We start from the raw sequence: 15,528 nt of genomic DNA, 5'->3' as shown, positions 1-15,528 counted from the left end.
AAGTAAACCGAAATGAAAGCATCCGATACCAAGGCCACGCTGTCGTTCAGCAACGGCGGCGACAGCGTCGAACTGCCGATCTACAAGGGCACCGTTGGCCCCGACGTGATCGATATCCGCAAGCTGTATGCGCAGACCGGCATGTTCACGTACGACCCGGGCTTCATGTCGACCGCCGCCTGCCAGTCGGCCATCACGTACATCGATGGCGACAAGGGCGAGCTGCTGTACCGCGGCTACCCCATCGAGCAACTCGCGACCAACTGCGACTTCCTCGAGACCTGCCACCTGCTGCTGTACGGTGAACTGCCGGACGCCGCCAAGAAGGCCAACTTCACCAAGCTCGTGACGAACCACACGATGGTGAACGAGCAGATGCAGTTCTTCCTGCGCGGCTTCCGCCGCGACGCGCACCCGATGGCCATCATGACCGGCCTGGTGGGCGCCCTGTCGGCCTTCTATCACGACAGCACGGACATCAACAATCCCGAGCACCGCGAGATCGCCGCGATCCGCCTGATCGCGAAGATGCCCACGCTCGTGGCCATGGCCTACAAGTACACGATCGGCCAGCCGTACATGTACCCGAAGAACGACCTGAGCTACGCCGGCAACTTCCTGCACATGATGTTCGCCACGCCGTGCGAGGAGTACAAGGTGAACCCGGTGCTCGAGCGCGCGCTCGACCGCATCTTCATCCTGCACGCAGACCACGAGCAGAACGCCTCGACCTCGACGGTGCGCCTGTGCGGCTCGTCGGGCACGAACCCCTTCGCGGCCATCGCGGCCGGCGTTGCATGCCTCTGGGGCCCCGCCCACGGCGGCGCCAACGAAGCAGCACTCAACATGCTGTACGACATCCAGAAGGAAGGCGGCGTCGAGAAGATCGGCGAGTTCATCAAGAAGGTCAAGGACAAGAACTCGAACGTCAAGCTGATGGGCTTCGGCCACCGCGTGTACAAGAACTACGACCCGCGCGCCAAGCTGATGCAGGAAACCTGCAACGAAGTGCTGACCGAGCTGGGCCTGGAAAACGACCCGCTGTTCAAGCTGGCCAAGGAACTGGAAAAGATCGCCCTGGAAGACGAGTACTTCGTGTCGCGCAAGCTGTACCCGAACGTCGACTTCTACTCGGGCATCGTGCAGCGCGCCATCGGCATCCCGGTGCCGCTGTTCACCGCGATCTTCGCGCTGGCCCGCACGGTCGGCTGGATCGCCCAGCTGAACGAAATGATCGGCGACCCTGAGTACAAGATCGGCCGCCCGCGCCAGCTGTTCGAAGGCTCGCCGAAGCGCGACGTGAAGCCGATCTCGGCTCGCTGATCTGCGACTGCGGCCCAGCCGTGAAAGAAGCTGCCTTCGGGCAGCTTTTTTTTGGCCTGTAAATTGCGGTCTCCTTCTTGTTGTTCGACGGAAAAGGAGAAAGCAGATGGCAGTTTCGAGCCCCGTAATCAGTTTGTCTTCAAGGGCGGCATGCATTGCCCTCGCCGCATCGGCGCTGTTCGGCTGCGCGAGCGATGCGAACCGATCCGCACCGCCTTCGGCGACACAAGGTGCGCAGCAGCAGGTGGCCGTGAAGGTCCTCATCATCAGCATGTTCAAGCCCGAGGCGCAGGTGTGGCTCGAGCCGCTGAAGCTGAACCGGGAGATCAAGGTGCCGGGCCTGTCCGCCGACGATCCGGCGGTGCGGTGCAATGCCGATTCGGTGTGCCAGGTCACCACCGGCATGGGCCACACCAATGCGGCGGCATCCATCGCGGCGCTGGTGTTCAGCGGCAAGTTCGATCTTTCGAAGACCTACTTCCTGGTTGCCGGCATTGCGGGCGTCGACCCCAATGTCTCGACCATCGGCTCGGCCACCTGGGCCCGGTACCTGGTCGACTTCGGCATCGCCCACGAGATCGACGCGCGCGAAATGCCTTCGACCTGGCGCTCCGGCTACTTCGGCATCGGCGCCAAGGATCCGGACTCCAAGCCCAAGTTCGAATACCGCACCGAGGTCTTCCGCCTCGACGAGAAGCTGCTGCAGAAGGCCCTGAAACTGTCGGCCGATGCGCCGCTGGCCGACAACGACAAGGCGCGCGCCTATCGCGCAAGGTATCCGCAGCCGACGGCCAAGGCCCGTCCTTCCGTCCTGCAATGCGACACCGCGGCCGGAGACACCTACTGGCACGGCAGGTACCTCGGCGAGACGGCCACGCGCTGGGTTTCGCTCGTGACCGACGGCCAGGGCAAGTACTGCACCACCCAGCAGGAGGACAACGCCACCTACGAGGCGTTGAAGCGGGGCGCAAGCGCCGGGCTGCTCGACCTGCGGCGCGTGGCCGTGCTGCGCACCGCGTCGAACTTCGACCGGCCCCATCCGGGGCAGACCGCCTACGCCTCGCTTTCGGCCGAGTCAGGCGGGTTCCCGATCTCCACCGCCAACCTCCTGATCGCGGGGCGGCCCCTGGTGGATGCGATCGTCGGCAACTGGCCCGCCTGGAGCGCGGGAGTGCCGGCGGACTGACCGGCCCGTTCCGGACTCAGCCCTTCACCACTTCACGCGCACGCCGACCGATCCGTTGATCGAGCTCTTCACCCTGGCGTTGCCGCCGCTCGCCCAGAGCTTGCCGACTTCGCCGTAGAGGCTGGTCGACGGGCCCAGCGCGAGCGTGAAGCCGCCCGCGAGCTCGGTGCTCGTGCCGCCCGTCGGCGCGGAGATGTCGGTGGTGGTCGCGCCGTTCACGAAGCGGGCGACGTCCGCGCCGCTCGATGTCCGGTAGACGTTGAAGCGGCCGTACGGCTGCAGCGTGCCGACGCCCGTCGCGATCTCGCCCTTGACCCGCACGCCCGCGCGGGCGATCCAGCCGCTGTCGGCCTGCGGCTGGACGACGGCGCCGACGATGGCGGAGTTGTTCAGGTCCATGTGCTGATGGATCAGCTGCAGCTGCGGCTCGATGCTCCAGCCGCTGCCGCCCAGCGCGAAGGACTGCCCCACTTCGATGGAGCCCAGCAGGCTGTTGCCCTTGCCGCTCGTGCCCGGACTCGCCAGGGGCTCGACCGTGTAGCGATGGCGGCCCGACTGCACCACCGCGTCGGCATAGAAGCCGCTGTCGCTGGTGTAGGTGCCGTACACGCCCAGGTACTGGCTGCGCAGGTCATTGCGGCCGACGCCCAGGTTCTGGATGCCGCTGGCAAAGCCCCTCACGCTGGCATCGCCGTCGAGCTGGCCGACGTAGACGCCCACGCGCCAGTTGGGCATGGCCAGCAGGTCGGTGCCGGCCTGGAAGCCGGTGAGACGGCCCTTGCTCGACGGCGATACCGCGCCGCCCTGCTGGATGTCGATGTCGGTGGAGAGCACGCGGGCCCAGGCACGGCGATCGGAGCCGGTCGGGGTGGTCGCTGTGCCCTTCACGTCGTCGTCGCCCACGCGCTTGCGCAGGTCACCCAGCATCGCGAGGTTGCCTTGGCGCAGCTGGCCGGGGAGCGCGGAATAGAGCGAGGCTTCGGCGCGGTAGGTGATCACGGGCGTGGAGGGCGTGGGAGCCGCGGGCGACACGGTGGTGCTCGAGCGCAGGTACCAGTTCTCGCCCGCACCGCTGGCATCGGCGGCGTACAGGCGGTACTCGTAGGCGCCGGCATCCACATGGCCGTTGGCCAGGCTGAACGCGTCCTTGGTGGTCTGGGCCGTCGTGGTCGCGCCGTTCTTCGCGGTGACCACCTCGATGCCGTTGCCGCTGGTGAGCGCGCCCAGGCCTCCGAGGTTGGTGATCTGCACCGTGGTCCTGCCGCTGGCGGAGGCGGTGGCGCCGTCGAGCACCAGACGGTCCGACGGGCCAGTGCCGTTGAGCACGGTGCCTAGCCTGAGCACGCCGTTGTTGCCGACGTAGGCGCCCGTCACCGTGAGCGTGGTGCCGGCGCTCGCGCCCACGAGCGAGACGGTGCCGCTGTTGGCCAGCGAAGCGACTGTCTGGCTGAAGCCCGCAAGGTCCAGCGTCGCGCCCGAGGTCACGCTGTGGGCGGAAGCCGCGCTGAGGGTGTTGGCGGCGCCCGCCTTGAGCGTGCCCTGCGCGACGTTGGTGGCGCCGGTGTAGTCGTTGGCGCCGGACAGCGTCAGCGTGCCCGTGCCCTCCTTCGTGATGAAGCCGCCGCCGCTTATCGCGCCGCTCAGGGTCGCGTTGAACGCACCGGTGTCGATGACCGGATCGGTGCTGCCCGTGAGCCGGATCGCGTTGGCGATCGTCAGCCCGTCCGCGCTGAAGCCCAGGGTGGTGTCGTCGTCCATCGACAGCGTGCCGGTGCCCAGCGCCTGGCTGTTGCCGAGGTTCAGGCGCCCCTGGCGCAGCGCGGTGCCGCCGCTGTAGGTGCTGGCGCCCGAGAGCGTCAGCGTGCCGGTGCCTTGCTTGACCAGCGAGCCGCCGGTGCCGGTCAGGCTGCCGCCGAAGGTCTGCGACGTGTTGTCGGTCAGGGTGAGGGAGTTGGCGCCGAGCGCCACCACGCTGCCCGCCACGCCCGACAGATGCGCCACCGACTGGCTGATGCCGGTCGACAGATCGAACACCGCGCTGGCGCCTGTCAGCGAGACACCCGTCGCCCCGGCCAGCGTGCCTGCGCCGGCCAGCTGCAGCGTGCCGTTGCCGACGATGGTCTCGCCCGTGTAGGTGTTCGCGCTCGTCAGCGTCAGGGTGCCGGCACCGGTCTTCGTCAGGCCGCCCGTACCGCTGATGCCGCTCGCCAGCGTCACGTTGTTGCCGTTGGTGTCGAAGGTGCCGCCGTTTGCGCCCAGCGCGTTCAACCGGCCGGAGATGTCCGTGGTGTTCGCCGCGGCCCATTGCAGGCCGCCGCCGTTCAGGGTGATGTTGCCGGTGCCGAGGTTGGCGCCGTTGCTGAAGTTGATCAGGCCGGCGTTGACGAGCGTGCCGCCCGAATAGGTGTTCGCGCCGGACAGGACGGTGATGCCGCTGCCGTTCTGCGCCACCGTGCCGGTGCCGGCGATGGCCGTGGCGAAGGTGTAGCTGGCGTCGGACTGGTTGAAATTGATCCTGCCCGCGTTGTTGATGCTGCCGGCCAGCCCGGTGACGACGCCGGAGGCCGTGCCGTTGGCCGTCGCGTTGCCGATGTTGAGCGTGCCGCCTCCGTTGATGGTGAAGGCGGCGCCTGTCAGGTTCAGCGTGCTGCCGCCACCGAGATTGAGCACGCCCGCACCACCCGCACCGCCGTCGCCGGAGCAGCCGCAGTTGCCGCCCGTGCCGCCCAGACCGCCGATGTAGAGCTGCGTGCCAACCGTGATGGTCGCGCCACCGGTGGCCGTGAGAGTTCCGCTGCCGCCTGTGCCGCCGTTGCCGCCGCGCGTGGAGCCGGCGCCCCCGGAACCCCCGCCGCCACCGGCGCCGCCGATCAGCAGCGTGTTGGTGACGTTCAGGGTCGTCGCGTTGAGATCGAGCACACCCGCGCCCCCGTCCCCTCCGCGGATGCCGCCCAGGTTGGCCCCGTCCCCGCCACCGGCGCCGCCCCCGATCCCGACGTATTCATAGGTTGGCAGGAGGCTGCTGCCACTGGCCGGGCTCGCGAGGGTCTGCGTCGGAGCGGGAACGAAGCCGGCGCCGCCATAGCCCCCCAGGTAGAAGTCCTGCCCGCCATTGCCGCCGCTGATGCTTCCGTTGCCGCCGTCACCGCCGCCCACGCCGCCGGTACCGACGAGGAGCACGTCGGCCGCGTGCGCAAACGGCGCGACGAGGCCCAACGACAGCGCCAGCACCGCACTGGCCGTAGCACGGCCCCCATCCACGGCAGCGCCCTTGACGGCGGACACCGCCAGTTCCGAGACAGCCTGCCAGACGCCCAGCCGCCGGTTCCACACGACCCTGAAAGTGCGATTCATCCTGTTGATCCCGTATTGTTTTGCTGCATTCGGCTGCATGGCCGCAGCCGCGTCTCGCGGAATACCGCTCGGCGGAGGTACTGCCCGCGATGGCAATACCTGCTTTCCGGAGACATGGAGGAGGCACTGTAAGATTTGCAACAGGACGATTCAATTACCCGAAAGAGTAGTCATGAACACCGACCCGATCCTTCTGCAGGAGATCGTTCGCCTCTACGAGGCCGAGCCCGATCTGCTGACGCTGCCTCCCCTCCTCTTCGAAGGCGTTGTCCGCCTGACGGACTCCGACGTGGTCGGCTGGACGGAGGTGCACCACCGCAGCGGCGAGCTGCGCGCATTGCTGTCGGTGGAAGACGACCCGGCCCGCCGCGCGACTGCTTTCCAGGCCTATGCGCGCCACGCGGGCAGCCACCCTTTCTGGCAGAAGGACCCGGCCTTCTACGGCGAGCGAGCGGTGCGCGAATCGGATGTCTTCACGGACGAGGAATTCATGGCGCTGCCCATGGCCCGCGAGGTGTTCCTGCCGTCGAACGCCCACCGCATCATGGGAGTGCTGATGCTGCACGGCGAGTACTCGCTGGACCTGAGCGCGCACCGCGTCGTCGGGCGCCCGGCCTACAGCGATGCGGAGCGCGACCGGCTCCAGGTCTACCGGGGGCACGTGCTGCGGGCCTACCGCCAGGCGCAGCAGCGCACCGTCGACAAGCTCCCCGCGGCCGACCGCCTGCGTTACGCCTTTCCGGAACTGACGCAGCGCCAGGTCGAGGTTGCCGTGTGGATTGCCCAGGGCAACTCGAACGAGGCCATCGCCACCGCCATGAGCGTCAGCCTGGACACCGTCAAGGCGCACCTGAAGGCGATCTTCAGCAAGATCGGCACCGACAGCCGGCTCGCCCTGGCCAAGCTGGTTCATACCGTGCCTCCGTTCTCGCAGATGCCGCCCTTGTGGAGGCTGCCGCTGGAAACCTGGAAGACGCATACAGGGCCCGGCACCGGCGAAGCGCTCGCCGCCGCGCGGTAGGCGGGCAGGCGCCCTCAACGACATCCCGTCGCCACCTGGCAACGATGCCATCGCGCATCGCGATGGATGCTGCCCAAAAACAAGGGGAAAATAGCGACCTCATCGCAAAACGCGATGACTCCCCGCAACCCCATGAGCACGTCCGAACGCAACTTCGCCCGCCGCATCGACCTCACGTCGCTGCAGTTGTTCGTGGCCGTCTGCGAACTGGGCAGCATCGGCCGCGCGGCGGAGCGCGAATTCATCGCGGCCTCGGCCATCAGCAAGCGGCTGTCGGATCTCGAGGCCACGCTCGGCACCACCCTGCTCTACCGCCACGCACGCGGCGTGGACCTCACGCCCGCCGGGGAAAGCCTGCTGCACCACGCGCGCTCGGTGCTCTACAGCCTCGAGAAGATGCAGGGCGAGCTCAGCGAATACGCCGACGGCGTGCGCGGCCACGTGCGGGTTCACGCCAACATCTCGGCGATCGTGCAGTTCCTGCCGGAAGACCTGGGCGTGTTCACGCGCGCCCACGAGGCCATCAAGATCGATCTCGAGGAACACCTGAGCAGCGAAGTGATCCGCGCGGTACAGGAAGGCGCGGCCGACCTCGGCGTGTGCCACGTGGCCGGCGGCGCGGGCGAACTGCAGAGCCTCTCGTACCGGCACGACCGGCTCGCGCTGATCGTGCCCACGGGGCACGCGCTGGCGGCGCAGGGCAGCATCGACTTCGTCGATTCGCTCGACTTCGACCACGTCGGCCTGCACACCAACAGCTCCATCTACGTCGCGATGCACGAGGCCGCGCTGGACGCGGGCCGCAGCATCAAGCTGCGCATCCACGTGACGGGCCTGGACGCCATGTGCCGCATGATCGAGAACGGCCTGGGCATCGGCGTGATGCCGCAGCGCGCCTTCGAGCTCATGCGCAACGGCATCGGCCACGGCCTCGCGAGCGTCGCGCTCAACGACGCATGGGCCGCGCGCGAGATCAGGCTGGTGGCGCGCGACTTCTCCACCCTGCCCGTGGCGGCGCGCTCGCTGGTGAATCACCTGCACGCGGCCGCGGATGCCGGCGAACAGCTCGCGGCCTAGGCCGCAACGACAGACAATTCCATTTCCCCACGAAAGACAGAGACCGACATGGCACGCACGCTCTACGACAAGATCTGGGACGAACACGTCGTCCACACCGAGGAAGACGGCACCGCGATCCTCTACATCGACCGCCACCTGGTGCACGAAGTGACCAGCCCGCAGGCATTCGAAGGCCTGCGCGAGGCCGGCCGCAAGCTGTGGCGCATCAGCTCGGTGGTGGCCACCGCCGACCACAACACGCCCACCACCGGCTGGGAGCGCGGCTACGAAGGCATCGCCGACCCGACCAGCAAGGAACAGGTCACCACGCTCGACCACAACATCGCCGAATTCGGCGCCGCCGCGTTCTTCCCCTTCCTGAGCAAGCGCCAGGGCATCGTGCACGTGATCGGCCCCGAGTCGGGCGCGACGCTGCCGGGCATGACGGTGGTCTGCGGCGACTCGCACACCTCCACGCACGGCGCGTTCGGCGCGCTCGCGCACGGCATCGGCACCAGCGAGGTCGAGCACGTGATGGCCACGCAGACGCTGCTGGGCAAGAAGGCGAAGAACATGCTCGTGAAGGTCGAGGGCAAGCTGCCGCTGGGCTGCACGGCCAAGGACATCGTGCTGGCCATCATCGGCAAGATCGGCACCGCCGGCGGCACGGGCTACACCATCGAGTTCGCGGGCTCGGCCATTCGCGACCTGAGCATGGAAGGCCGCATGACGGTCTGCAACATGGCCATCGAGGCCGGCGCGCGCGCCGGGCTGGTGGCGGTCGACGAGAAGACCATCAGCTACGTGAAGGGCCGCCCGCTCGCGCCCACCGGCGTGGAGTGGGACCAGGCCGTGACCTACTGGCGCACGCTGCAGTCCGATGCGGGCGCGAAGTTCGACGCCGTGGTCGAGCTCGACGCGACGCAGATCCAGCCGCAGGTGACCTGGGGCACCTCGCCCGAGATGGTGGTCGAGATCAACGGCCGCGTGCCCGATCCCGACAAGGAAAAGGACGCCAACAAGCGCGGCGCCATCGAGCGCGCGCTGGTCTACATGGGCCTGGAGCCCAACAAGGCCATGAACGACATCTTCATCGACAAGGTGTTCATCGGCTCGTGCACCAACAGCCGCATCGAGGACATGCGCGAAGCCGCCGCCGTGGTGAAGAAGCTCGGCCAGAAGGTCGCGAAGAACGTGAAGCTCGCGATGGTCGTGCCCGGCTCGGGCGTGGTGAAGGAACAGGCTGAGCGCGAAGGGCTCGACCAGATCTTCAAGGCCGCGGGCTTCGAATGGCGCGAGCCCGGCTGCTCGATGTGCCTGGCGATGAACGCCGACCGCCTGGAACCCGGCGAGCGCTGCGCATCGACCAGCAACCGCAACTTCGAAGGCCGCCAGGGCGCCGGTGGCCGCACCCACCTTGTGAGCCCGGCCATGGCCGCGGCCGCCGCGGTGCACGGCCATTTCGTCGACGTGCGCACCTTCGCCTGAACAGAAGAAAAGAGATCCCCATGAAGCAATTCACCGTGCACAAGGGCCTCGTGGCCCCGATGGACCGCGAGAACGTCGACACCGACGCGATCATCCCGAAGCAGTTTCTCAAGTCGATCAAGAAGACCGGCTTCGGCGTGAACCTGTTCGACGAGTGGCGCTACCTCGACCCGGGCCTGCCCGGCCAGGACCCGGCCAGCCGCAAGCCGAACCCCGACTTCGTGCTGAACCAGCCGCGCTACGCGGGTGCATCGATCCTGCTGGCGCGCCAGAACTTCGGCTGCGGCTCGTCGCGCGAGCATGCGCCGTGGGCGCTCGACCAGTACGGCTTCCGCGCGATCATCGCGCCGAGCTACGCCGACATCTTCTTCAACAACAGCTTCAAGAACGGCCTGCTGCCGATCGTGCTGCCCGCGGCGCAGGTGGCCCAGCTGTTCGACGAGACCTTCGCCTTCCCGGGCTACACGCTGACCATCGACCTGGAGCGCCAGGTGGTCGTGAAGCCCGACGGCCAGGAATTCGCGTTCGACGTGCAGGCCTTCCGCAAGTACTGCCTGCTCAACGGCCTGGACGACATCGGCCTCACGCTGCGCCACAAGGACAAGATCAAGGCCTTCGAGGCCGAGCGCCTGGCTCAGAAGCCGTGGCTCGCGCATACGATGATCTCCTGATCGATCGCGCGCATATCCGTTTTCAAGAAACCTCAGACCAACTTATGAAAATCGCAGTTCTCCCGGGTGACGGCATCGGCACCGAAATCGTGGCGGAAGCCGTCAAGGTGCTCGACGTGCTCGACCTGAAGTTCGAGACGGAATCGGCGCTGGTCGGCGGCGCGGCCTACGAGGCGCACGGCCATCCGCTGCCGGAATCCACGCTCAAGCTCGCCAAGGAAGCAGACGCGGTGCTCTTCGGCGCCGTCGGCGACTGGAAGTACGACAAGCTCGACCGCCCTCTGCGGCCCGAGCAGGCCATCCTGGGGCTGCGCAAGAACCTGGGCCTGTTCGCCAACTTCCGCCCCGCCATCTGCTACGAGGAGCTGGTGGGTGCCTCGAGCCTCAAGCCCGAGCTGATCGCGGGCCTGGACATCCTCATCATCCGCGAGCTGACCGGCGACATCTATTTCGGCCAGCCACGCGGCCGCCGCACCGCTGTCGACGGGCACTTCCCCGGTGCCGAAGAAGCGTTCGACACGATGCGCTACTCGCGCCCCGAGATCGAGCGCATCGCGCGCGTTGCCTTCGAGGCCGCCCGCAAGCGCAGCAAGCGCGTGACCAGCGTGGACAAGAACAATGTGCTGGAAACCTCGCAGCTGTGGAAAGACGTGATGCTCGACATCGCGAAGGAATATCCGGACGTCGAACTCGACCACATGCTGGTCGACAACGCGGCCATGCAGCTCGTGAAGGCACCAAAGAAGTTCGACGTGGTGGTCACCGGCAACATGTTCGGCGACATCCTCTCGGACGAGGCCGCGATGCTCACCGGTTCCATCGGCATGCTGCCCTCGGCATCGCTCAATTCGAGCAACCAGGGCCTGTACGAGCCCAGCCACGGCAGTGCTCCCGACATTGCCGGCAAAGGGGTTGCCAATCCTTTGGCTACAATCCTGTCCGCTGCCATGATGCTCCGTTTCTCACTCAACCAGCCCGAAGCTGCCGACCGTATCGAGTCGGCGGTCAAGGACGTGCTCGCCTCCGGGCTGCGCACGGGCGATATCTGGTCTGAAGGTACCAAGCGCGTCGGCACCCGCGAGATGGGCGACGCGGTCGTTGCAGCAATCACCAAAAAGACGATTACCGGCTAACCGCAGCCCGCTTCGTCACGCCCCTCCCCGGCTCGACGAGTCGGGCGCAAAAAAGACAACTTTTCTTTTTTTCATAAGGGCAAACTGAAATGGCGAACGCATCTCAACCTCTGGTCGGCCTCGTTGGCTGGCGCGGCATGGTCGGCTCGGTCCTGATGGACCGCATGCAGGCCGAAGGCGACTTCGGTCTCATCGAGCCGGTCTTCTTCTCGACCTCCAACGCCGGCGGCAAGGCCCCGGCGATGGCCAAGAACGAAACCGCGCTGAAGGATGCGAACGACATCGAGGCGCTGAAGAAGTGCGACATCGTCATCACCTGCCAGGGCGGCGACTACACCAGCGAGGTGTTCCCCAAGCTGCGCGCCGCCGGCTGGAACGGCCACTGGATCGACGCCGCGTCCACCCTGCGCATGAAGGACGACGCGATCATCGTGCTCGACCCCGTCAACCTGCCGGTGATCGAGAACGCGCTCGCCAAGGGCGGCAAGAACTGGATCGGCGGCAACTGCACCGTGAGCTGCATGCTCATGGGCGTCGGCGCCCTCTACAAGGCGGGCCTGGTCGAGTGGATGACCAGCATGACCTACCAGGCTGCCTCGGGCGGCGGCGCGCAGCACATGCGCGAGCTGCTGACCCAGTTCGGCACCCTCAACGCCGAAGTGCGTGCCCTGCTGGACGACCCGAAGTCGGCCATCCTCGAGATCGACCGCAAGGTGCTGCACAAGCAGCAGACCCTCAGCGCCGCCGAGACGGCCAACTTCGGCGCACCGCTGGGCGGTTCGCTGATCCCCTGGATCGACAAGGACCTGGGCGACGGCATGTCCAAGGAAGAGTGGAAGGGCGGCGCCGAGACCAACAAGATCCTCGGCCAGGGCGCGGGCTTCGGCACCGCCGCCACGCCGGTCGACGGCTTCTGCGTGCGCATCGGCGCGATGCGCTGCCACAGCCAGGCCCTGACCTTCAAGCTCAAGAAGGACGTGCCGGTGGCCGACATCGAGGCGATGATCGCCGCCGACAACCCCTGGGCCAAGGTCGTGCCGAACACGCGCGAAGCCACGGTGAAGGACCTGACCCCGGTGGCCGTCACGGGCACCATGGACATCCCGGTCGGTCGCATCCGCAAGCTGGCGATGGGGCCGGAGTACGTGGGCGCCTTCACCATCGGCGACCAGCTGCTGTGGGGTGCCGCGGAACCGCTGCGCCGCATGCTGCGCATCCTGCTCGAAGCCTGATGCGGGTTGCTCAGGCCCTTTTGAAACACGAATTGTTGCCATCTGGCAACAGAAGATGTGTGCGTAAGTATGCGCGCACTGGGTAGAACAAGCGCATTGCCTTGTCAGTGCCCAGTGATGATGCTAACGTCCTCTTACAAATTCCGGGCCTGAGCCGCCCCCTATCAGCATGACAAGACATCTGTTGCCTGCGGCCAGCCCATCGGCCGCTCGCCCGCCTCTTCCGTCGAACGGTTGGCGCCTTTCCATTCTCGGCGCGGCGGCAGCCGTGGCCCTGGGCCTCGCGAGCACCGATGCCAGCGCCTTCACGCTGGGCCAGCTGAAGGTGCAGTCGGCCCTTGGCGAACCCTTGCGGGCCGAGATCGATGTGACCGAGATGGCCGCCAACGAAGCGGAAGGCCTGAAGATCAACATCGCCACGGCCGAGGCTTTCAGGAACGCGGGGGTCCCGTACAACTCGGCGCTCAGCGACGTCAAGGCGACGCTGCAGCGCCGCGCCGGCGGCCAGTACGTGGTGCGCCTGAGCGGCAACCGCCCGATGAACGATCCGTTCATCGACCTGCTGCTCGAAGCCAACGGCGCCTCCGGCCGCATCGTGCGCGACTACACGGTGCTGCTCGATCCGCCGGCCACGCGCCAGGCGGCCACCAGCACGCCGGCCGCCCCCATTTCCCCCCAGATCGCGACTCCGGTCGAACGCACGGCCCCCGCGGCCCGCGCTCGCCGCGAACGCGCCCCCGTGGTGGCCGCGCCTGCGGCTGCAGCCCCGGCACCTTCCCCGGCACCCGCAGCTGCGGCACCCGCCCCTGTCACCGCTGCAGCCCCCGCTCGCAGTGCTGGCGGCGGCGAACAGGTCACCGTGCAGCGCGGTGATACCGCCGGCAAGATCGCGGCCACCTACAAGCCGGCCGACGTGTCGCTCGACCAGATGCTGGTCGCGCTGCTCATGGCCAACCCCGACGCCTTCGTCGGCGGCAACGTCAACCGCATGCGTGCCGGTGCGGTGCTCGATCTGCCGAGTTCCGCCGAGGCATCCGCCGTTCCGCCGGCCGAAGCCCGCCGCACGATCACCGCGCAAAGCCGCGACTTCGGCTCTTACCGCCAGCGTCTGGCCGACAACGCTCCGACCTCGAACGTCGCAGCCGCGGGCCGCAAGGCCTCGGGCAAGCTGCAGGCCAACGTCGAGGACCGCAATGCCGCGGCCAGCTCGCCCGACAAGCTCACGATCTCCCAAGGCAATGCGGCCACCCGCGCCGCCGACGAGAAGGTCGCGCAGAACCGCCAGGCGCAGGACAGCAGCAACCGCGTCGCGGAACTGTCGAAGAACATCAGCGAGCTGAACAAGCTCAAGACGGCAACGGGCACCGGCTCTTCCGCGGCCGCACCCGCCGCTGCACCGGCTCCGGCAACGCCGGGCATCCCGGTTCCGGCCCCCAACACCAGCGCGACGGTCGCGCCTCCGGCCGCGAGCCCCGCACCGGCTCCCGCGCCTGCGGCAGCTGCTCCGGTCGCCGCAACAGCACCCGCTGCTGCAGCGGCTCCCGCCGCTCCGGCCGCAGCCGCGCCCAGCACCCCGCCGACACCCGAAGCCACCCAGGCAGCTCCCGCTGCCGCGGCTACCCCTGCAGCCGATGCGCAAGCCGCGCCTGCCGGCACGCCGCCGGTGGCTGCCGACGCCACTGCTGCTCCCGCCGCCGCGGCAGCTAGTGCCGCAGCTGCTGCCGCGCCGAAGCCCGCCGTGAAGAAGGCTGCTCCGCCGCCCCCGCCGCCGGAGCCCACCTTCCTCGAAGAGCTGATGGACAACCCGCTGATGCTGGCGGGTGCCGCGCTGATCGCGCTGCTGGTCGGCTTCCTGCTGTACCGCGTGCTGGGTCGCCGTCGCGAGGAAATGAGCGAAAGCGTGTTCCTCGAAAGCCGCATCCCGAAGGATTCGTTCTTCGGCGCCAGCGGTGGCGAATCGGTGGACACCAAGCACCGCGGCGACTCCACCGTCTCGTCGCTGTCGTACTCGCCGAGCCAGCTCGACGCCGGCGATGTCGATCCGGTCGCCGAGGCCGACGTGTACCTGGCCTACGGCCGCGACCTGCAGGCAGAGGAAATCCTGCGCGAGGCGCTGCGCCTGAACCCCGATCGCACCGCCATCCACCTCAAGCTGCTCGAGATCCACGCCAAGCGCCGCGACGTGCGTGCCTACGAAAGCCTCGCCACCGAAGTGCACAAGCTGACCGGCGGCCTGGGTTCCGACTGGAATCGCGTGGTCGACATGGGCAAGGACCTCGATCCGGGCAACCCGCTGTACGAATCGGGCTCGCCCCGCAGCGGCGGTAGCGGTGGCGCCAGCGCCGCCGAAACGGCTGCCTTCGCCGGAGCCCTGGCGGCGGCGGCCAAGCCGGCAACGCCTGCTCCGGTGGTGGCGCCTCCGGTGGCCGTGGCACCGCCCGCCTTCGTGCCCTCGGTCGCACCGCTGGACTTCGACCTCGACCTGACCACCCCGCCGGCGCCCGCCCCGGCACCGGCTCCTGCCCCGCAGCACGCGCCTGTCGGCGCCAGCCTGCCGAAGTCGGCCTACGCGCCTGCTCCGACGACGGCACGCCCGGCCGCGCCGCTGTCGAACGGCCACGCCCATGCGACGCCCGTCGACCTCGAGAACGACTTCGACACCGCCCCCGGCGCCCTGTCGGCCGACACGCTCCCCGGCTCGCTGAGCCTGAGCGATCCGGAGCACAACACCCGCCCCGCCATGCTGCGCAACGCGCTGCCGGCCGACTCGGGCTTCATCGAGTTCGACATGAGCGCACTGGCCGGCCTGCCGGCAGCCCGTCCGGCCGAAACCGCCAAGCCGGCGGCAACGGCTGCCGCGCAGAACGACGAAGGCGACGACAGCCCGCACGCCGTCAAGCTCTCGCTGGCCCGCGAACTGCAGGCCATCGGCGACGTCGAAGGCGCCCGCTCGCTGGTCGAGGAAGTCGAGGCCGAAAGCGCCGGCGATCTCAAGTCGCAAGCCCGTCAACTCCTTGCGGAACTGCGCTGAGCGAGCGTTGCCGCTTTTCCCGGGCTTTCT

General features: G+C 68.0%; 10 protein-coding genes. 9 read left to right on the top strand and 1 reads right to left on the bottom strand.

Annotation, left to right across the window (positions count from 1 at the left end):
• Window positions 1–12 precede the first annotated feature (12 nt).
• Complete coding sequence (gltA, locus tag ABL840_RS10300) at window positions 13–1,323, top strand: citrate synthase (RefSeq protein ID WP_093198516.1); 1,311 nt, start codon at window positions 13–15, stop codon at window positions 1,321–1,323.
• Window positions 1,324–1,429: 106 nt separating this feature from the next.
• Window positions 1,430–2,509 (top strand): purine-nucleoside phosphorylase, encoded by a 1,080-nt coding sequence (locus ABL840_RS10295; RefSeq protein ID WP_418116241.1) that lies wholly within the window; start codon window positions 1,430–1,432, stop codon window positions 2,507–2,509.
• Between the two features lie 24 nt (window positions 2,510–2,533).
• Here ABL840_RS10295 and ABL840_RS10290 read toward each other — a convergent pair whose 3' ends face one another.
• Window positions 2,534–5,863: an autotransporter outer membrane beta-barrel domain-containing protein gene (locus ABL840_RS10290; protein ID WP_418116240.1), complete on the bottom strand. Its 3,330-nt coding sequence runs from the start codon at window positions 5,861–5,863 to the stop codon at window positions 2,534–2,536.
• 172 nt (window positions 5,864–6,035) lie between these two features.
• Here ABL840_RS10290 and ABL840_RS10285 point away from each other — a divergent pair, with 172 nt between their 5' ends.
• The 7 genes from ABL840_RS10285 to ABL840_RS10255 all read left to right on the top strand — a co-directional run bounded on the left by ABL840_RS10285 (window position 6,036) and on the right by ABL840_RS10255 (window position 15,498).
• Entirely contained in the window at window positions 6,036–6,884 is an 849-nt protein-coding gene (locus ABL840_RS10285) for a helix-turn-helix transcriptional regulator (protein WP_093204966.1), read from the top strand.
• Between the two features lie 132 nt (window positions 6,885–7,016).
• Window positions 7,017–7,961 carry a LysR substrate-binding domain-containing protein gene (locus tag ABL840_RS10280; RefSeq protein ID WP_093204969.1) on the top strand — a complete coding sequence of 315 codons (945 nt, stop codon included), beginning with the start codon at window positions 7,017–7,019 and terminating at the stop codon, window positions 7,959–7,961.
• Window positions 7,962–8,009: 48 nt separating this feature from the next.
• On the top strand, window positions 8,010–9,431 hold the full coding sequence (leuC, locus tag ABL840_RS10275) for a 3-isopropylmalate dehydratase large subunit (protein ID WP_093204970.1): 1,422 nt from the start codon (window positions 8,010–8,012) through the stop codon (window positions 9,429–9,431).
• Between the two features lie 20 nt (window positions 9,432–9,451).
• Window positions 9,452–10,102, top strand: a complete 651-nt coding sequence (leuD, locus tag ABL840_RS10270; RefSeq protein ID WP_019654089.1) for a 3-isopropylmalate dehydratase small subunit — start codon at window positions 9,452–9,454, stop codon at window positions 10,100–10,102.
• A gap of 44 nt (window positions 10,103–10,146) precedes the next feature.
• Window positions 10,147–11,235, top strand: a complete 1,089-nt coding sequence (gene leuB, locus ABL840_RS10265) for a 3-isopropylmalate dehydrogenase (protein WP_093305617.1) — start codon at window positions 10,147–10,149, stop codon at window positions 11,233–11,235.
• An 89-nt stretch (window positions 11,236–11,324) separates the two neighbouring features.
• Window positions 11,325–12,467, top strand: a complete 1,143-nt coding sequence (asd, locus tag ABL840_RS10260; protein WP_093305619.1) for an aspartate-semialdehyde dehydrogenase — start codon at window positions 11,325–11,327, stop codon at window positions 12,465–12,467.
• A 169-nt stretch (window positions 12,468–12,636) separates the two neighbouring features.
• Complete coding sequence (locus ABL840_RS10255; protein ID WP_093305621.1) at window positions 12,637–15,498, top strand: FimV/HubP family polar landmark protein; 2,862 nt, start codon at window positions 12,637–12,639, stop codon at window positions 15,496–15,498.
• Window positions 15,499–15,528: the final 30 nt, after the last annotated feature.

It is taken from the genome of Variovorax sp. NFACC27, assembly GCF_048301545.1.
Classification (GTDB): Bacteria; Pseudomonadota; Gammaproteobacteria; order Burkholderiales; family Burkholderiaceae_C; genus Variovorax; species Variovorax gossypii.
This window is presented reverse-complemented; position numbering and strand designations above follow the sequence as displayed.